The organism is Tepidibacter hydrothermalis (assembly GCF_029542625.1).
In the GTDB taxonomy this organism is placed as follows: domain Bacteria; phylum Bacillota; class Clostridia; order Peptostreptococcales; family Peptostreptococcaceae; genus Tepidibacter_A; species Tepidibacter_A hydrothermalis.
Genome location: NZ_CP120733.1, coordinates 2,116,637 through 2,135,292, shown reverse-complemented (window position 1 = coordinate 2,135,292; position 18,656 = coordinate 2,116,637). Strand labels below are relative to the sequence as shown.

Sequence of the window (18,656 nt, the reverse complement as noted above, 5' to 3'; positions counted from 1 at the left end):
CAATTAATCTAACTACATTAACATAATTAATATAGTTAGATTGATTTTTCAAGGAGATGAATATTTTAGCATATAGATTAAAACTGTAATTGAAATGGAAGATATTAATTTTAAGATAAGGACGGTTTAGAAATATGGAAGATTTAAAGCTAAAAGCCGAATTATATAGATTAGCGCTATCATGTGGTTTTTTAACTAAGAAAGATGTAATAGATTGGGCTGATAATGAGATAATGATATCAGAAAATCCAGATATTTCAATAATAGAACTTTCACTTTTAGGAAGTAAAAATGTAGAAGAGGTCATTTCTAAACTAAAAGAGGTTACAGGAAATATTGATGAAGAGGTAACACTTAAAATATTACTAGGATTATTCTACAAAGAAATTATAAAAAATCCAAATAAGATACAGGTTATTTCAACTGAGTTATACCATCTATATCTATCTGTTGAAATAGATAATAAAGAAGAATGCTATTTATGGATGATGTACTTAGACGATGAATTTCATTTAGCTAATAATGGAACATATGGTGATGTTGAAGAGGTTAAATCTAGATATATTGATTTTTTAAAACAATATGAGGGATATGCAATAGATTTTCCAGGTTAGTTATTCTTAGATAAGAATTATATTTAAAACAGTAGTCAATCAAAGCTACTGTATTATAAACAATTAAGGTGGGATAGAGTTTTATGACATTGGCTGAGTATGTGAGTAAAAATAAGATTGATGTATTAATTGATACTTTTGATAGTGAGAAAATATTTGTACAGGTATATAAAAATGGAGAAGATATGTTTTTAGCATTTGGGCTTTGTGAGTTTATAAATTATATGGATTGGTTTCCTAATAAAAAAGTTGAATATAATAAAAAAGATTGTAAAAATGGATACCTTATTACAAAGGCAGAAAAAGATAACGGGGAGATTAGAAAAGCTATTGAGATGTTTATGTTTGAATATAATTTATAAAGATAAAAAAGTGAATCTATAGAGCATAACTCTTTAGGCTACAAATTCCAAGTTGTCTTATTGAACAAAGGGAGCATAATATGTAGTTGAGGCAATTTATATTTTTCTTTAAATAATATATTATAATATGACTGTAAATGTTATAATTTGGATATTGATATACGTTAAACTAATGATTAATTTAATCAAGGTAGAAATATTTTTAAAAATAAAGCAAACAAGATTAAGGGGGAAAATGATATGGAGGGCTTAATTATAGTACTTTTTGTAATAATTGCTATGATAATGCATTTTTCAAGAATTGAAAGCCATGAGGATAATATAAAAAATAAGATTGATTCGCTTGGGGGTTGTTTAATTAATTATGAGCGACGTAATTTTTTCACAGGGATTGGACCCTTCATACTTGTTGGTAAGAGGAAAATGGTTTATAGAATAGAATACGAAGTTGAAGGCATAAAAAAGGAAGGATGGGTAAGATTTGGCGGACTATCAGGCCCTGATTGGAGAATGTAGTCTCGAAACTAATATAAGTTCTTATATGTAAATTATATGAAAAGAGTTTGTTTTTATATCGTCTCAAAAATACTAGTCTCGAGCAAACTATATAAATAAATCACCAAAACAGTAGCCAACCAAAGCTACTGTTTTCTATTGCACAAATATACAAGAAGTATAAATGTATGCTATATTATGGTAAAATATACACGTAACTAGAAAATGAATTATAACTAGAGAAGAATTGGTCATGCCTTTGACGTTGGGAGAACAATATAATATTTATAATGATTATGATGAAATTGAAATGGAGGAGAAAAGTAGAACTGTAAACTTGTATTTCAAAGGAACTAATAGAATAATAGGGGCGGAATAGCCTATAAAGACAGATAAAAACAAATATAAGATTTTAAAAGGTGGTTATATAAGAATAAGAAATCTTTTAGAAAACAATCTTATGATACAAGAGAAACATGATGAATTGATGAATAAAGTTAGTCATTCTTCTGATAAGAATGAACAAAAATACTCAAAAGGGTGTATAAGTACATACGATTTATTAGAAGAAGAGTTCAGAAAATTAATTGAATTAAACATAAAATTATTGAGAACAGAATTATCCAAATAAAAAATTATGTTTATTATGGCAAGTCACACTATAAATAATTAGGAGGTAAGTATGTCTGGTTATCCGATTGAGATAGAAAATTTTCACAATACAATACTAAAACTAAGAGGTATTTCTACAATAGAAAGTGGTGTAGAAAATTTAGAGCCTATAGATTCTGAATTGTTAAAGTTATCCGACTTTTCACATCTACCTCATGCTTCACTTTTACGTACAAAAGGAGGCTTAAAAGATGAAGTACTTATTCAATTTGAGTTTTCGACAGATTACTCATTAGAAAGCTTTCATTCATTGGAATTTATTGCTTGGTTTGTTCGAGATTGTGCAAGAGGTGGTACAAAGATTCAATTAAGACCTTTTGCACTTCCTCCGGTAACACCATTTGGAAGACAACTTGGAACTACACTGAGATTTCATATAGATTTATTCATAGATGGTATTGATGAAACTTTAGAACCAGCATTTAAAGTAATTAATAATTTAAACAAATCCATAAATATGTTTATTGACATGTATAATATTCCTCTAAAAGATTAGTGCTCAGTATTTAGTATATAATTGTAAGAATTTTATTAGTATAGCGACTTGATACAATTTAAACTTTATACATAGCATATGAAGCTTAAAACCTCTCTTAAATCACATCAGGTGAGGTGTTTTTACGTTGATTCAAAAACACTAATCATAGCCAAACTACATAAATATAAAACAACCAAAACAGTAGCCAACCAAAGCTACTGTTTTTTCTAGCACAAATATAAAATAAGAACAAATGATTGCTATATTATGGTAAAATACACCTAGAAACAAAAGGAGGAAAATTATGGAGAAAAAGTTCAATATAGAAAGTCCAATGGCACCATGTTGGCTAATGTATCCTTATATACCAAACGGAAGCATCGGTTGGAGAATGGGACGTGGAGAAAGTTATTCAATGGAATTATGTAGATGGCTAAATACATTATCTGAAGAAGAAAATAAAATGTACAAAAAAATGTTTCCAGAGCCTAAAGCATGGAGAGGTTTTTATGATAAATATAAAGAGTGCTGGATATATTTTTGGGAGGAGGAAGGACTACCTAAATATGATTTAAAAAGTTTAATACATGATTATAATAAAGGAAAAAGTTTAGATTATATATTCTTTTGGGGACATCAATCAGATAAGAATGGAAAAATAACAAAATCATGCTTTAGCCAGTGGTGGATGTCAGAATTTAGTATTGGTTTAGATAAATATTGTTGCATGGAACAGTATATGATGGCAGAAAAGGCAAGGTTGTTTGAAGATAAAGAAATAAAAGAAGAAATAATGAGGTGCAAGGATCCAAAGGAAATTAAAAGACTTGGAAGAAAAGTTCGTAATTTTGATGAAGAAGTATGGAATGAGCGAAAATACTCAATTGTCTTAAATGGTAATTACAATAAGTTTATACAAAATGATGATTTAAGGGAGTTTTTAATTAGTACAGGAGATAAGATTTTAGTTGAAGCAAGTCCTTACGATAATATATGGGGGATTGGTATGAGTATTGATAATGAACACATTAATAGTCCTTTATGTTGGAAAGGGCAAAATTTACTAGGATTTGCTTTAATGGAAGTAAGAGATGAACTTATTCGTGTTTGTGAAAACTATAAAAAATTGAATTTTCAAGAATTACATAAAAAATTTGGTTAACATTATATTTTATACTAGTTCAAAAACATTAATAATAATCAAACTATACGAATACAAGTAACCAAAACAGTAGCCAACCAAAGTTACTGTTTTTTCTTGCACAAATATACAATAAGTATGAAATCAAGGTATATTATGGCAATATATTAAAGGAAACAAATAGAAGTTATAAAAAAAGATGTAAAGTACGCAATTGTAATATTTTGTGTACTAAAAATAGTTTTATTTGATTTAGCAAAGGAGTCATAAAATGAAGAATTGGAAAAAAAATTTATTAATCTGCTTATCAATAATTACAATTACCTTGTTTATAATTTTTACATTTTTTATTTTTACATCCCTGTTAGATAGGTTAAATCAGCGTGATTACCAAGACTTTGCCAATATAGGGAAGCAATTGTTTACTCTTAATGATAAAGGATACATAACTGTAGGTGAATCAATAGGCAGTTACGATTATGAAGATAAACCTAAGTTGGAAAAGGCACTTCTAAAATATAAAAGTAAAATATTAGTTGTAGATTTTGTTGACAAAAATGTTATATTGCTATCATTTGGTTCACTATTTCAAAGTGTTGAAGGAATTGTAATAACAAGAAATAATGCAGAATTAAAAGATACATATGAAGGCACAGGGTTTGATGAAGGAACCTTGAGATACACTGAATTAATTCCAACTGTTTATCGCTTTAGTGCAGGATTATAGTCAATAAAATAAATATTAAGTGCTATAAGTTAATGCATATTAGTCTTAGAATTCATAATAACTTATAATAATTAAATTACATACTACATTAGTTTGAAGCAGTTGAGATTATTCAAAAGAGGATTGAAGAGGAAAATCATAGACCATGGCTTGAGGTTATAGAAGAAGTGAGAGAAGAACTGAATGGTAAGGTTAGAAATTTATAAAAAATGCAGGGGTAATTACCCTGCAAAAGTTAGATATACACCAACACCCGAAATAAAGCAGCCTATAGCCATATAGAATGCTGATGCTACTTTATCTCCAACTATTTTTCTCATAACTTTAGCTTTTCTGTTTTCCCAGAAAAAATCAGGTTTTTTAACAGCAGCTATAATTGTATATAAACCAATTAATATAAATAAAATAGACATTTTAAAATACCTCCTTATTTTTCAAAAACAATACCAATTTTAACATTTACATACATATTATAGCAATAGTCCCTAAGAACTAAGAAAAAAATATATGAAAAATGTTGGAGTAACAATATAAGTATTCAAATAAAAAAGAAATTGCTATTAAGCAATTTCTTGGTAAGCTAGAGGATCTTCACCATATTCATTAGGTCCATCAGTACCTTTTTTAAATAATATTAGAAGTTTTAAATAGATGTTATAAATAGGAACCATGAATAGAAATATATGAATTCCAGATCTATTTAAATCATGCAATCTTTGTATCATAAGACAGGTAATAAATATTAAATAAGCTATAACATAAAAACTAACAAAAATAAAAACAAAAACATTTTCGTCATCAAGACCAAGCGAATTAATACATAAATTCATTAATGGACCAACAACGAAAGCTAAAAAATGATAATAAAAATATTTAGCTCGATTTATACGACCTTCAGAAGTAAACAGATTTTTCATTACCTAACCACCTTTGTTGAAAAGTATTCAAATACTGTACAATTATAACAAAATAAGGGTTAAATGTGAATAGTTTACAGAGTTAAAACGGGGAATTATAGGCGATGGTTTGAGGTTATAGAGAGAGTTAAAGAAAATATAGAATCTATTAAAACCATCGAATAGACCCTATAAGAGCATGTACAAGAAAACTTATAGATATACTTGTAATGAAAAAACTTAAAGCAAATGCTTTATAATTTAGATATTTTCCTATACAAAATGCAAATACACTACTAATAAAAAAATAAACAATTATAGCACTAGATTCAGATAAACTGGTGCTATGAGCTATAAAACTTACATAAAAAAGCCCCCATGTAAAAGAAATAGGAATGCCTAATAAACCTTGAATAAAAGAATTTGAACTTTTAGTATTATTCATAAAAAAACTCCTTTATATAAAAAGTATTTTAGAATTAATTTACCATATTATAACAACTAATATATCTAAATGCAAATAGTAAGATAATAATAAATATGGATTTACCCTAAATGAAGATTTATGTGTTGAGGAAGTAAAGTAAATTTAGAAATACGATATGTAAATAATACAAGTAAATAAAAAGAAATTGCTACTAAGCAATTTCTAATTAATACATTTTGTGTAGCGGATTTTCGCCATATTGATTAGGTCCATTGGTCCCTTTTTTTAATAATAAAACCAGATGTAGATATATATTATACAAAGGTATTAGTAGTAAAAAATAATGGGTTCCAGCTCTTTCGATATCATGTAGTCTTTTGACTATAAGACAAATATTGATTATAGATACAATAATAGCTGATGCTATATATACATACAGTAGAAACGTACTCTGTGTATAATCCATAGCATACCATAAAAACATAATGATAAAGTTTATTAACAATGAATATCCAAAATATCTACCACGATTTATGCGACCTTCAAAAGAAAACAAATTTGACATGCAATGACCACCTTTTTATATATTTTAGATTTTTAATATACACATAATATATTAATTAACTATAAAAAAGGTGAATTAACTTAACTATTAAGGTAATTCACATAACAGAACCCAAAACTACATTAGGAGGAGATATTTTGAGAGATACAAGTTATAAAAAGAATTACAAGATGGCCAACAAAGGGAAGGTTTTTGAGGAGGAAATAATAAAATCAAATGAAGGTTATAAAAATAGAGAAATAGCTTTAATACAAAAGATTGGTACGCCGTGGCAAGTAAAAAAATAAGGAAAGAAAATTGGATCAGCATTTCCAGTGGAAAAGTCAACTTTAGACTTTAGAGGAACTGTTAAACCATGACTTTCAATAAGTTTTGATTGTAAAGAATCGGAAGATGAAAGAGGTTTACCTCTTAAAAATATAGAGCCACACCAAATTGAATATATAAGAAATACTTTATCCATGGGAGAGGTAGGTTTTATATTTTGCTATATGAAAAGAAAATTGATAATAATTGATAAAGATACTGGAGAAGAATTAGAAAGAGTAGAGTTTACAGGTGGCTATAATATAGCTGTTACTAACATGCATGATGAAGATGCAAAAGGATTTGACATTGTTTGCTAATAATTAAAAAAATCAGGAGATAAATCACATAGAATAGCAACAGGGCTTGAAGAAAACGTAGAAATAGTTTTTGGAAAAATACTTATTTTATCAAATGAGTTTTCTGAGATAATAGAGTTAATAGACAATAATATTATGTATATTGCAAATGAAAATATCTTAACAAACTCTAAAAAAGATTTATTACAAGAAAACTTAGAGAGTACTAATAACAATTTAAATGGAGTAAATTGTGTAACTAAAGAAATATCAGATATTATTGAAGGGATGACAGTAAAAGGGTAACAGAGTAATTATATTTTAAATGTTCATTAAATACATAGAAACAAAACCTCTACTTTTAAATAGCAGAGGTTTTTACTATAATAAACTAATATTCAATTCACCATCAGGCTCAATAGAATCTATAAAGGATAGTTTTATCACATTAATTATATAGATAAAGCATCTATTTTATGAACCCTTTTTCAAAACAGTAGAAACCGCCTTTTCTAAAAGTTATCATTCCAACTTTATTATAGCCAAAGTTCGCATACAATTTGCAAGCTTGTTCATTTTGAGAAAAGGCATCTAGTCGTATTGATTCATAATTATTTTCTTTTGCATACTTTTCTGTAAATTGTATTAAATTCTTAGCTATGCCTTTACCTTGATATTTTGGATCAACACATAGCCTATGAACAATCAAATGCTTACCTGAAATATACTTCCATTTTAATGATTCATATTCATCTTCTTGATGCTCATTTAAGGCTATAAAGCCATGGATAATATTTTTGTCAACATATACGTAAAGATTATTTTTCAAAATATCAATAGAAAATACTTCTTTATTAGGATAGGTATTATCCCACTGATATATTCCTTTTGACTCCATATCATTAATGGCATTTGAAATAATATTCATAATGATTTTTAAATCTTCAATACGAGCTTTTCTAATTAGCATACATTATCTCCTTTATATGAACTTTAAAACTAATATTAATGTTATATTATGCATATGTTGCAAGCTTAGAAACTAGTATGTAAATAATAATATATACAATATTAATAATTGTAATTAGGGAATTAGAATCATCATATGAGAATATCATTAAAATACTAAGCATAGCAGGCATAATGGAAAACTTCATGTATAAATCATAAAAATTTTCGAGGGTTTGAGGTATTTCAGAAGATAATTCTGAACCCATCTGAACATATATAATAAATATTATTAATAAATTTAATAATCCTATAAATCCTCCTATTTGTGATTGGTTTAAACTTTTCATACTTATTCTCCTTTATATATCTATAATAGATTAATATTCAATTCACTCTCATACTCAATAGCATCCATAAAATCAGAAGTATTCTTATAAGTTCCTTAGGTAAAGTAGAACTTATAAAAGGACTTTTATTTATATCAGATGAACTAGATTGAACATTATTATAAGTGGATCTCTTAGTATTAGACTTAGTACTTTTTTTACCTAAATTAAGTCTAACTTCACCGCCTAGATTAATGCTTTTTCTAAATCTGAATCCCATATTTGCACCTCATTTCGTAGAATCATAATTAAATTATATACTAGAATTGAAAGAATTTCCATTTCAGGGGAAGGGTAAATAAAAAAAGCACCTATTGCTAGGTGCTCAGGGTTATATCGCTTGGATATGCATAATAATTGATCTTTAGACTTCCAGGATTAAGCTTTAAAATTATATAAAGGTCTAATTATATCTATAATATCTATAGTATCTTTTGTATTTTCTATTATTTCTTCTATAGGTTTGTATGCCATAGGAGCTTCATCTATAGTAGATTCTCTAACTGATGTAGTCCATACATTCTTCATAGAGTCTTTATATGAATTCATGTCTATAGATTCTTTAGCTTTACCTCGACTCATTAACCTACCAGCTCCATGAGGTGCAGATTGATTCCAATCTTCATTTCCTTTTCCTACAGCAATAATAGATCCATCTCTCATGTTAATAGGTATAATTACTTTTTCATCTTTTTTAGCTGATATAGCGCCTTTTCTAAGAAGCATATCATTTACATCTATATAGTTATGAATTGTCTCAAAAATATCTTTAGTATCATTTATTTCTAGGTGCTTTAGGATAACTGATATTATAGCTTTTCTATTTAAAGATGCATACTCTTGAATTATGTTCATATCATGAAGATAGTTATCAAAATCTTCTCCTGTCAAAAATGCTAAATCTTTATCAGTTTTAGTAATATTTCTATTTGCATAATTTTCATTGTTTGAAAGATTTTTTATAGCAATATCTTGATAATATTTTGCGACTTGATTACCTATATGCCTACTACCACTATGTACAACCAAATATAAATTATCGCCATTGTCTTGGTTAACTTCAATAAAGTGGTTTCCTCCACCTAATGTTCCTATGCTTTTCTTAGCTCTTTCTAAATCTACATGAGCTATACACTTTAACTTCTTAAGTTTTGATAATTTAACGTACTCATGGTTATATTTTCTTATATGAGTACCTGCTGGAACATGATTTCTTATTACGTTATCAAGTTTATTAAAATCTAATGTCTTTTGGTTTAACGGAGCAACCGTCATACCACATCCTATATCTACACCAACTAGGTTAGGTACAACAATATTATTTAATGTCATAGTAGTACCTATAGTACAGCCTTTGCCTGCATGAGTATCAGGCATTATTCTGATAGTGCTGTCTTGCCATTCTTTTCTATTTAAAACATTCAATATTTGACCAACGGCTTCTTGTCCAATATTGTGTGTAAAAACTTTTGCGGTATTATATTTTCCTTGTATTTCTATCATTAACTTTCATTCCTTTCAAAAATAAAACCTCATATATATAAATAAGTTTATTTATATACTTATAAAACTTTCTATAAATCACTATATTTTGTTACTAGTTAGAGAACCTATATGCTTTAGAATAAATAATCAGTTGCAGAGTTACAAAATTATATCATAAATTTGTATGATATATTATTTTACAAATCAAAAATCAGAGTAGAATATAATGTTAAATAAGTTAGTATTTATAGATATATCGTCAAAAAAATGAAGATATTAAGAATTTTTTCATAAATAAAAGCACCTAAATTAATAGATGCTTACAAATTAACTATTATTTTACTATTTTGTTTATAGAGAATCCAGTTTGATCATTCCATTGAGTTTGTAAACCTAACTTAGCAGCAATGATGCTAGAGTAAGAGCTTGCTACAGAGGCACTAAGGGAGAAGGAGAGTATACTTCAGACATGTATATAGATATAAGGAATGGAGATTTAGTCATTACTATAACACAAGGTATTTATGAAAATGGAAAATTCATAGGTGTAGTTGGATTAGATTTGATTTTAGAATCTGAGGAATGATACTTAATGAAGAATATAAGTATTATTATTTGATTGATTTTTTATAATTTTTTATAACTAGCAAATACTATCAAAACAGTAGCCAACCAAACCTACTGTTTTATATTACAAGAATATAAAATAAGTATAAAAACATCTTATATTATGGTAAAATACATCTGGAAATAATATAGAAGTTATATACGTAAAAAAATTCGGAAGTTAAAAGCATAGAAGAAAAATTATATTGCTCAGCTAGTTGAAATGGAAGAACTCAAGGAAGAAAATAAAAGGCTAAACTAATAATTAAAGATTCTTAGAGGCAGGTTACAATTGAAATTTAATCATAAACTAGTTTTGAGGTGTTATTTATATTTTGAAAGTCTCTATCTAATATAAAAAGGGGAATAGCTATGACAAAAAAGTTGATTTTGCTTGTTACTATATTAACGTTAGTAATATTAGTAGCTTATTTACAGTATTTTAATGATGAAAAAATTGAAGATACTATTATGACAAGTGATTCTTATAAAACTGTTTTTACTAAGGTTGATGATGTAATAAATTTTAGCATAAATACAAAAGATTATAGTATCGATAATGGTAAAGATATAGATATAAGAAAACTTATTTATGAAAAGTATGATTGTAAAGTATATCTAGATAAGATATTGAATCAAGAGGAAAAATTATGGATTCATATAACTTTTGAAAATGATTGGAATTATAAACAAGGCAAGGGATTAACGTTTAAGAATATTTATTATAAAAATGGTGAAAAAATCTGTGGTTTTGATTCTTCAGAATTAAAGGTTACTGATTCAAAGGGGGATAAAATACATGCAAGTTATGGTGGCGGAGGATCAACTTATTATTATGGCTTTCATATAGAGAAGGAAGATTTTCAAAACAATTATATACTGAATGTCAAATTAAAAGGTTTTAACTTAGTAACTTATGAATTAAAAAAATAAAATTAATAATCGAAGCATATGAAGAAATTAATGAAAAGAAGTAAAACTTAACATATAGATAAAAAATAGCTAAAAACAGTAGGGAACCAAAGCTACTGTTTTTTCTTGCTTAAATATACAAGGAGTATATAAAAGTTTATATTAATGCATAGTTGCAAAATAAAACGTACTTAATTGTAGGCTTAAAAATTATAGATGTTAGGTAAGGTTAACTTGACATTTGAATTTAATGATGTTATATTTTGGATGTAAGGTTAACATTACAGGAGGGGAGTTTATGAAAAATCGATTAAAGGAATTGCGTGAATCTCTTGAATTAACTCAAGAAGGGGTATGGCCACGATTCGTGTAAAAAGTGCAATAGGGAGTAAAAAATTGTAAAATAATTTATAAAAATCCATTTGCTTGATATATTACAAATAAAATTATACTATTTTTATATAAAATATGAGAATATAAACAGTATAATAATAGCACAATAAAACTATATTAAGGTTTCATAATTTGATTTTAATTGGAGGTAATAATGAAAAAAAGCATATTTATATCAGTTATGATAGTTTTTATATTAAATACCTTATTTTCAAGTGCAATACCTCAAAACAGAAAAATAATTACTCTAAAAAATAATAATGCCTGCTATTCAAAATCAGCCAAATTGGATAGAAAAAATCAAGAAGATAATACTAATGCTGATACTACGCCTAAAATAATTGCTTCTATTCCTGAAGAAAAAATTTACTTATATGCTTTAAATGAACAAGATGGTTGGTACAAAGGCATTGTATTGAGTATAAATGGAGTTAACAAATTTTTTGATTGGAAAGCTGTAACATTCCCAGGATGGAATACATTACACTATTTAGATTTAAATAACGATAATAAAAAGGAATTAGTTGTAATGCTAACTCAAAATAAGGGAACAGGTATGTTTCGTAACACAGTTCATATTATAAATCCTGAAAATTTTAGTGAATATAAAGTTAAAGATGCTTTAGATATAGTTTATGACAATATTGATATTAGAATATTATCTAAAAAAGAAATGGAAATAATGATAAATGATACTATTTATAATGCCAAAATACTTAAATCAACTCGTCCTAGTGAAATAGAAAAAACTTTTTTTCATAATTTTATAGAATATTACATTGAAGATAATAAATTAAAAGCTAAGGTCGGGATAGAAGTTCAGTTTTTATCGTATATAGGAAATATTATTATTGATTATGAATTTAAAGATGATGAATTTAAAATAGATAAAATAGCATTTGAAGGAAATCCAAAGGTAACTGTAACTACTTTACAAGTTAAATAAAAAAACTTCTTATTAAATTAAAATACAAAATCACCTTTTTGTAGTTAAAATACTACAAAAAGGTGATTTTGATTTGAAGTTTTTTTAATACTCTAATTTTTATTTAAAAACTAAATCCACTTCATATTATAGAAGTAGTGATTACCTATTTGTATTACATCTGTTGCTCTTGATGGGTACGATGTTCCAAAATACAATCTATTACCAATAGGATTATATTGTGAATCTATGTTTTGAGCTATATAAAGAGAATCATGCCAACTTTGCAAACTTGTATCTGGTTTTCTTGCATCTAATTTGTCCATACCTTTAAATTGTCCTGGATCTAATAGAACTTTTTCATAAGTATCACCAAAATCACTAGGATGTTTTTTCCTATTTTTAGCTACATGAGCAACTGCTTGTTTGCCTTTCCAACTTTCACCACGAGCTTCACTAAATATCATTCTTGCAAGCAAATCAATGCTATCTCTTCCATAAAACTCTAATAAACCGTATTTATCTGATAATGGTTCTCCATAATTATATCCCATAATTGTTAATCTCCTTTAGTTTAAATTTTATTTTTTAGACCTAATACCTGCTGTCTTACTTCCATTAAAGGAAAGTTTAGACCAGGACAGCTTGTACTTTTTAACTCTCTATGACCTTTTATAGTGCTTATACTGTATTTGTTGCATAGGTACTTGCACAATTCTATAAGAGCATTTAATTGGATTTTATTTGTTCTTTCTAGTTCGAAGTTACCTTGTAGACATATACCTAAAGAAACTTTATTGTATCCTTTACAATGTGCTCCTATAGTATTTTCAGGCCTGCCCCTGTAGATTTGTCCATCTTTTGTTATGTAAAAGTGATATCCAAATCCACTCCATCCATTTTCTTTATGCCATCTATGTATCTCATCTACAGTTGCACTACTATGTGCAGCATGATGACTTACTATCGTAGAAGGCTTATTCATTTTTTTGAGACTCTTTCTAAATGCTAAGTTTGTTTCTATAATTTTCATCTTGCTCACACACCTTAAATCTATATCTTGAGAATTTTTAACCGGTTATTTCCTTCTCACTATATACAAACGAAATTCATATCAAAAATGTAAACCTTCAAATTAAAAATTTTTAAAAAAGTTTTTATAAACAAATGAAACACAGTAAATTACTTAATTTAAGCTTCTTTTTTAAATACATGATTTTTTATTTCTTGAACATCTTCTTTTATATCTTCAACAAGATTTAACTTTTCTGTTAGTTTAGATATAATATTTTGATACTTGATTTCTCTCTCTTCCTGACGAAGATCTCTCTTTTCTTGATTTTTGAGAATATAAAATATTAATGCTACCGTTAGAACTGTCCATATACCTTGGCTGGATGCTAATTCTATTATCTTTTCTTCCAACTTCTTCACCTCCATTTTGAATTAAAATCTTTCTAAGTCTATTTAAAGCTCTGTTTTTAGTACTATTAACAGCTTGTCTTGATATTCCCAATTGGTTTGCTATTTCTGTATCAGAAAAATCATATATAATTTTTTTGGTAATAATCTCTTTTTGAAGGTATGATAACTTTTCAAGTAGTTCTAAAATAAAAACATTACTATAAAAATCAATGTTTGAATTATCACTCAATAGATCATAATTTATCTCCACCATTTCCTTTTTCTTTAATACATATTTTCTAAAAAAATCTACTGATTTATTTTTTAAGAAGGTATTTATAAATTTAGCAATTTGTTTATTGTCTTTGTTAAAAAAGCACTCTATCTCTATATTTTTGATTAGTTCTAAAAAAGATATAGTTAAATCTGTTTCTGCTTCTTCATAACCCATATTATTACTTAGCTTTTTGATTGTAGGATAAAAATCTAAGTATAAATCAGAAATAGATTTTTTATCTCCCTTTTGTGCTTTACATATGAATAAATATAATTCCATACCCTTCCCCCTATCTTTTGTATAAAAAAACAAAAATTCTTAAAAGAAACAAACGAATTACGCATTAAATTTGTAAACGGGTATTTTTTGACTATTTTTGTAAAAACATAGAAATGCGTAATGTATTTACTGATTTTTTAGTAAGTCATAAAGAAAATTGACATAAAACAAAAAATCATTCCCTACAATAAAATGCTTTAAGGAATGATTTTCGTATTGTGTTAATTTAGAAAAAACATCAGAGTCCCATATACGATGGTTTATGGAGCTTGAAAACTTTACTGTTATTTCGACAAAAAATATGATAAAATAGGTTCCATAAATAGTACCATAATTACAAAAGTACCATATTTCATGAAAATAGGATTATAGGACATAAGGGAGGATACAATGGGAAAGCTTTTTGGATATGCTAGAGTATCAACAAAAGATCAAAATTTAGATTTACAAATAAATACACTTAAAGAAGCTGGTTGTCATCCATCAGATATTTATGTAGAAAAAATATCATCTCGAAAAAAAGAACGACCTATATTTAAAAAGGTTTCTAATTTATTACAAGAAGGAGACACTCTTGTTATTTGGAAATTAGATAGAATAGGGAGATCTCTTGTAGAACTTGTAAATATCATAGAAGAAATTAATCAAAAGAAAGCTAACTTAAAAACTTTAACTGGAAGTTTAATGATAGATACATCTACAGCACAAGGAAAGTTAATGTACAGTATAACTGCTGCTTTTGCTGAATATGAAAGAGATATTAATCGCGAAAGAACATTAGCAGGGCTTGAAGCTGCTAGAAGAAGAGGAGTTAAATTTGGACCTAAATTTAAATTAACAGATAAAGATATAAAGAAAATGAAGCAAATGAAAGATGTTGGAATGTCTATTAAAGATATTCTTAGTTACTTTAATATAGGGAAAACAACTTATTATAGATATATAAATAGCGATAAAATAGATTCTTAAATAAACTTCATTTACTTTTATAAAATTTTGTGAGGTGAATTATTATTGCCAAGTATAAATGAAACCGCATATCCAAGATTTAAAAGTTCATTAAGTGAAAATGATTTAGAAAATACATATTTACCATCAAATAAAGAAATTATATTTGCAAGTGAGATTACGCGAAAGCCAAAATATAAATTATTTTTATTAATCCTATTAAAAGCTTATCAACGATTAGGGTATTTTACTTCAATGAATCATATTCCTAATGAAATTAAAAGCTATATATCAAATGTAATGGGAATTCAATATGAAGAAGATCAAATTGAAAAGTATAGTAAATCAAGAATGAAATTTAATCATATGGATTCCATAAGAAAATTTTTAGATATAAAACCATATGAAAAAGAATCAAGAAAAGTTATTATACAAGCTGCTACTGAAGCTGCAAAAATAAAAGATAATGATGCAGACATAATAAATATAGTGATTGAAGAACTCATAAAGCAAAAGTATGAATTACCAGCATTTAGTACACTCGTAAGAGTATCTAGAAGAATACGATATACTACATATAATTCATACTACAGAAATATATACAAAAGTCTTAATTCAAATACAATCGAATCTATCGATTCTTTACTTTCAGAAAAAAATGATACATATACATCTTGGAATAACATCAAGCAAGATGTTGGGAAACCGTCTGTTAAGAATATAAAAGTTGTAATATCCTACTTAAATTTACTCAAAACCATTAAAATAGATACCAATATATTAACTAAAGTCCCAGATATAAAAATTAAACATTTTGTCAATGAAGCTAAAAGTCTAGATTCCTCTAAAATGAAAGAATTAAAGGCATCAAAAAGATATACACTTGCAATTTGTTTCTTAAAACAAAGACTTGCAAGTACACTAGATGATATAGGAGAAATATTCATTAAACTAATAAAAAATGCTCAAAATAAATCAAGAGATAAATTAGCTAAATATAAGCTTGAGCAATCTAAAACTACTGATAATCTTATATCTACTTTAAAAAGCTTTATTATTACTTACAAGATAGAGGAAACTGATGATAAAAAAATAAATGCTCTTATGCAGTTAATGGAAAATAAAAATTTAGATGATCTTTTAGAAAAATGTGAAACACATGAAAAATATTCAGATAATAATTATTGGCCTTTCTTATGGAATTCATTAAAGGGAAAAAGATCTGTATTATTTCATATACTTAATGAAATACAGTTGTGTTCAACAACCCAAAACAATTCCATAGAAAAGGCTATAAAATTTATAAAAAAATATAAAAACGCCAATAGATTAGATACAATTTCAACAACAGACAAAGAAATAGGAAGACTTGATTTATCATGGGTAAAAGAACCTTGGTGGAGAATTTTAACAGGATATACGAATAGAAATAAATATCCTGTTAAAATAAATCGTAGGCATTTTGAAGCTTGTGTAATGTATCAAATCATGCATGATTTAAAATCTGGGGATTTATGTATTAAAAATAGTGATATTTATTCTGATTACAGAGATCAGCTTATAAGCTGGGAAGAATACAATAATAATATTGATACTTTTGGCAACCAAGTAGGTCTACCTGTTTTAGAAAATGAATTTATCCAACACTTAAAAGATAATATGGAAAAAGCTATATTTGATGCTGATAATTCTTTTCCTGAAAACCAATATCTTAAAATCAAAAATGGTGTTCCTATACTTTCAAAAATAAGAAAAAAAGATGAACCTAAAAATTTAAAGGTTATACAAAATTTAATTGCAGAAGATTTAGAAACAGTAAATATTTTAGATATTTTATCAGATACAGAAAAGTGGATTCAATGGACAAATCAGTTTGGATCGATATCTGGATTCGATTCAAAGATTAAAGATAAAATTGAAAAATACCTTATGACAACATTTTGTTATGGTTGTAATCTTGGTCCTAGTCAAACATCAAAATCACTACAAGAAATAAGTAGAAAACAGCTTTCTTGGATAAACAAAAGACATGTAACAGAAGAAAAATTAGAAAAAACTATTAAAAATTTAATAAATGCATATAATCTTTTCCCTCTACCTAAATACTGGGGTACAGGAAAAAGGTCTGCTGCTGATGGTACAAAATGGGACATGTATGAACAGAATCTTTTATCTGAATATCATATTAGATATGGTGGATATGGTGGGATTGGTTATTACCATGTATCTGATTTATACATAGCTCTTTTTAGTCGTTTTATACCATGTGGCGTATGGGAAGGTGTTTATATACTCGATGAATTTATAAAGAATGATTCAAATATACAACCAAATATTGTTCATGCAGATACACAAGGTCAAAATACAACAATATTTGGACTATCATTTTTACTAGGAATAGATTTAATGCCTCGAATTAGAAACTGGAAAAAGTTAGACTTATGCAAACCCGATAAAAGCATCAAATGTAAACATATAGATGAAATTTTTTCTGATTATATAGATTTCGATATTATAAAAACTTACTTACCAGATATGTTGAGAATTGTTTTATCCATAAAAATGGGAAGGATAGCTCCCTCAACAATTTTAAAGAAACTCGGAAGTTATAGTAGACAAAATAAACTATACCAAGCATTTAAAGAATTAGGAAGAGCCATCAGAACCATATTTTTATTAAAATATATTTCTGATATAGATTTAAGAACCACTATACAAGAAGCTACAAACAAAAATGAATCTTTCAACGGATTTATAAAGTGGTTATTTTTTGGTGGTGAAGGTATTATTGCTGAAAACAATAGAGATGAACAAAGAAAAATTATAAAGTATAATCACCTTGTTGCCAATTGTGTTATTTTTTACAATGTTTATCATATGTCAAAAATTTTACAAGAACTTATTATAAAAGGATATAAAATAGATGGAAATATACTTTCTTCATTGTCGCCCTACATTACAAGCCATATAAATAGATTTGGTGAATATAAGATAAATAAAAACAGAAACACTCCTTCGTTAAATTACGATATAGATATATTCAAAAGTACGGAGTAAAAAAGCTTTATTTCCATATTTTTACTCCCTATTGCACTTTTTACACGAATC

At 26.8% G+C, this 18,656-nt stretch carries 25 protein-coding genes and 3 pseudogenes; 16 read left to right on the top strand and 12 right to left on the bottom strand.

What is annotated here, in order from left to right; genetic code table 11:
• Positions 1–134 precede the first annotated feature (134 nt).
• The 8 genes from P4S50_RS09930 to P4S50_RS09895 all read left to right on the top strand — a co-directional run bounded on the left by P4S50_RS09930 (position 135) and on the right by P4S50_RS09895 (position 4,489).
• Positions 135–614 carry a hypothetical protein gene (locus tag P4S50_RS09930; protein ID WP_277730625.1) on the top strand — a complete coding sequence of 160 codons (480 nt, stop codon included), beginning with the start codon at positions 135–137 and terminating at the stop codon, positions 612–614.
• 83 nt (positions 615–697) lie between these two features.
• The gene (locus tag P4S50_RS09925) at positions 698–976 is read left to right on the top strand and encodes a hypothetical protein (RefSeq protein WP_277730624.1); all 279 of its coding nucleotides are present in this window, start codon (positions 698–700) and stop codon (positions 974–976) included.
• Positions 977–1,216: 240 nt separating this feature from the next.
• Positions 1,217–1,492 carry a hypothetical protein gene (locus P4S50_RS09920; protein WP_277730623.1) on the top strand — a complete coding sequence of 92 codons (276 nt, stop codon included), beginning with the start codon at positions 1,217–1,219 and terminating at the stop codon, positions 1,490–1,492.
• Positions 1,493–1,724: 232 nt separating this feature from the next.
• Positions 1,725–1,850, top strand: coding sequence for a hypothetical protein (locus P4S50_RS09915; RefSeq protein ID WP_277730622.1), 126 nt, complete (start codon positions 1,725–1,727; stop codon positions 1,848–1,850).
• An 81-nt stretch (positions 1,851–1,931) separates the two neighbouring features.
• On the top strand, positions 1,932–2,102 hold the full coding sequence (locus P4S50_RS09910; protein ID WP_277730621.1) for a hypothetical protein: 171 nt from the start codon (positions 1,932–1,934) through the stop codon (positions 2,100–2,102).
• Between the two features lie 51 nt (positions 2,103–2,153).
• Positions 2,154–2,639 (top strand): hypothetical protein, encoded by a 486-nt coding sequence (locus P4S50_RS09905; protein WP_277730620.1) that lies wholly within the window; start codon positions 2,154–2,156, stop codon positions 2,637–2,639.
• 286 nt (positions 2,640–2,925) lie between these two features.
• Positions 2,926–3,783 (top strand): NADAR family protein, encoded by an 858-nt coding sequence (locus P4S50_RS09900; RefSeq protein ID WP_277730619.1) that lies wholly within the window; start codon positions 2,926–2,928, stop codon positions 3,781–3,783.
• A 250-nt stretch (positions 3,784–4,033) separates the two neighbouring features.
• Positions 4,034–4,489, top strand: a complete 456-nt coding sequence (locus P4S50_RS09895; protein WP_277730618.1) for a hypothetical protein — start codon at positions 4,034–4,036, stop codon at positions 4,487–4,489.
• A 221-nt stretch (positions 4,490–4,710) separates the two neighbouring features.
• Here the strand turns inward: P4S50_RS09895 and P4S50_RS09890 are convergent, their stop codons facing one another.
• From P4S50_RS09890 to P4S50_RS20275, 4 genes are all read right to left on the bottom strand, one after another.
• Positions 4,711–4,902: a hypothetical protein gene (locus P4S50_RS09890; protein WP_277730617.1), complete on the bottom strand. Its 192-nt coding sequence runs from the start codon at positions 4,900–4,902 to the stop codon at positions 4,711–4,713.
• Between the two features lie 147 nt (positions 4,903–5,049).
• Positions 5,050–5,406, bottom strand: a complete 357-nt coding sequence (locus P4S50_RS09885) for a DUF805 domain-containing protein (RefSeq protein WP_277730616.1) — start codon at positions 5,404–5,406, stop codon at positions 5,050–5,052.
• 148 nt (positions 5,407–5,554) lie between these two features.
• Complete coding sequence (locus P4S50_RS09880) at positions 5,555–5,830, bottom strand: hypothetical protein (protein WP_277730615.1); 276 nt, start codon at positions 5,828–5,830, stop codon at positions 5,555–5,557.
• Between the two features lie 208 nt (positions 5,831–6,038).
• On the bottom strand, positions 6,039–6,377 hold the full coding sequence (locus P4S50_RS20275) for a DUF805 domain-containing protein (RefSeq protein WP_416390123.1): 339 nt from the start codon (positions 6,375–6,377) through the stop codon (positions 6,039–6,041).
• Positions 6,378–6,547: 170 nt separating this feature from the next.
• On the opposite strand from P4S50_RS20275, the pseudogene P4S50_RS09875 reads away from it, so the two are divergent.
• The 3 genes and pseudogenes from P4S50_RS09875 to P4S50_RS09865 form a co-directional block, all read left to right on the top strand.
• Positions 6,548–6,868 (top strand): annotated as a pseudogene (locus tag P4S50_RS09875) (Holliday junction resolvase RecU); the annotation flags it as partial.
• A complete protein-coding gene (locus tag P4S50_RS09870) occupies positions 6,869–7,003 on the top strand; it encodes a hypothetical protein (protein ID WP_277734794.1) in 135 nt (44 codons plus the stop codon). It begins immediately after the preceding pseudogene.
• Between the two features lie 135 nt (positions 7,004–7,138).
• Entirely contained in the window at positions 7,139–7,288 is a 150-nt protein-coding gene (locus P4S50_RS09865; RefSeq protein WP_277730614.1) for a hypothetical protein, read from the top strand.
• Between the two features lie 163 nt (positions 7,289–7,451).
• Here P4S50_RS09865 and P4S50_RS09860 read toward each other — a convergent pair whose 3' ends face one another.
• From P4S50_RS09860 to P4S50_RS09845, 4 genes are all read right to left on the bottom strand, one after another.
• Positions 7,452–7,952 carry a GNAT family N-acetyltransferase gene (locus P4S50_RS09860; protein ID WP_277730613.1) on the bottom strand — a complete coding sequence of 167 codons (501 nt, stop codon included), beginning with the start codon at positions 7,950–7,952 and terminating at the stop codon, positions 7,452–7,454.
• Positions 7,953–7,998: 46 nt separating this feature from the next.
• Positions 7,999–8,280, bottom strand: coding sequence for a hypothetical protein (locus P4S50_RS09855; protein ID WP_277730612.1), 282 nt, complete (start codon positions 8,278–8,280; stop codon positions 7,999–8,001).
• 37 nt (positions 8,281–8,317) lie between these two features.
• The gene (locus tag P4S50_RS09850) at positions 8,318–8,539 is read right to left on the bottom strand and encodes a hypothetical protein (protein WP_277730611.1); all 222 of its coding nucleotides are present in this window, start codon (positions 8,537–8,539) and stop codon (positions 8,318–8,320) included.
• A gap of 158 nt (positions 8,540–8,697) precedes the next feature.
• Positions 8,698–9,822 (bottom strand): RtcB family protein, encoded by a 1,125-nt coding sequence (locus P4S50_RS09845; RefSeq protein WP_277730610.1) that lies wholly within the window; start codon positions 9,820–9,822, stop codon positions 8,698–8,700.
• A gap of 439 nt (positions 9,823–10,261) precedes the next feature.
• On the opposite strand from P4S50_RS09845, the pseudogene P4S50_RS20320 reads away from it, so the two are divergent.
• From P4S50_RS20320 to P4S50_RS09835, 3 genes and pseudogenes are all read left to right on the top strand, one after another.
• Positions 10,262–10,390: pseudogene (locus P4S50_RS20320) on the top strand (PDC sensor domain-containing protein); the annotation flags it as partial.
• Between the two features lie 392 nt (positions 10,391–10,782).
• Positions 10,783–11,343 (top strand): hypothetical protein, encoded by a 561-nt coding sequence (locus P4S50_RS09840; protein ID WP_277730609.1) that lies wholly within the window; start codon positions 10,783–10,785, stop codon positions 11,341–11,343.
• 526 nt (positions 11,344–11,869) lie between these two features.
• The gene (locus tag P4S50_RS09835) at positions 11,870–12,661 is read left to right on the top strand and encodes a hypothetical protein (RefSeq protein ID WP_277730608.1); all 792 of its coding nucleotides are present in this window, start codon (positions 11,870–11,872) and stop codon (positions 12,659–12,661) included.
• Positions 12,662–12,771: 110 nt separating this feature from the next.
• Here P4S50_RS09835 and P4S50_RS09830 read toward each other — a convergent pair whose 3' ends face one another.
• The 4 genes and pseudogenes from P4S50_RS09830 to P4S50_RS20190 form a co-directional block, all read right to left on the bottom strand.
• Positions 12,772–13,194: a cell wall hydrolase gene (locus tag P4S50_RS09830; RefSeq protein ID WP_277730607.1), complete on the bottom strand. Its 423-nt coding sequence runs from the start codon at positions 13,192–13,194 to the stop codon at positions 12,772–12,774.
• Between the two features lie 20 nt (positions 13,195–13,214).
• A complete protein-coding gene (locus tag P4S50_RS09825; RefSeq protein ID WP_277730606.1) occupies positions 13,215–13,673 on the bottom strand; it encodes a peptidoglycan recognition protein family protein in 459 nt (152 codons plus the stop codon).
• A gap of 158 nt (positions 13,674–13,831) precedes the next feature.
• Positions 13,832–14,080, bottom strand: a complete 249-nt coding sequence (locus P4S50_RS20195) for a BhlA/UviB family holin-like peptide (RefSeq protein WP_334305556.1) — start codon at positions 14,078–14,080, stop codon at positions 13,832–13,834.
• A 25-nt stretch (positions 14,081–14,105) separates the two neighbouring features.
• Positions 14,106–14,318: pseudogene (locus tag P4S50_RS20190) on the bottom strand (RNA polymerase sigma factor); the annotation flags it as partial.
• A 672-nt stretch (positions 14,319–14,990) separates the two neighbouring features.
• On the opposite strand from P4S50_RS20190, the gene P4S50_RS09810 reads away from it, so the two are divergent.
• Positions 14,991–15,569: a recombinase family protein gene (locus tag P4S50_RS09810; RefSeq protein ID WP_072890812.1), complete on the top strand. Its 579-nt coding sequence runs from the start codon at positions 14,991–14,993 to the stop codon at positions 15,567–15,569.
• Between the two features lie 45 nt (positions 15,570–15,614).
• Positions 15,615–18,605, top strand: coding sequence for a Tn3 family transposase (locus tag P4S50_RS09805; RefSeq protein WP_277730604.1), 2,991 nt, complete (start codon positions 15,615–15,617; stop codon positions 18,603–18,605).
• Positions 18,606–18,656 lie beyond the last annotated feature (51 nt).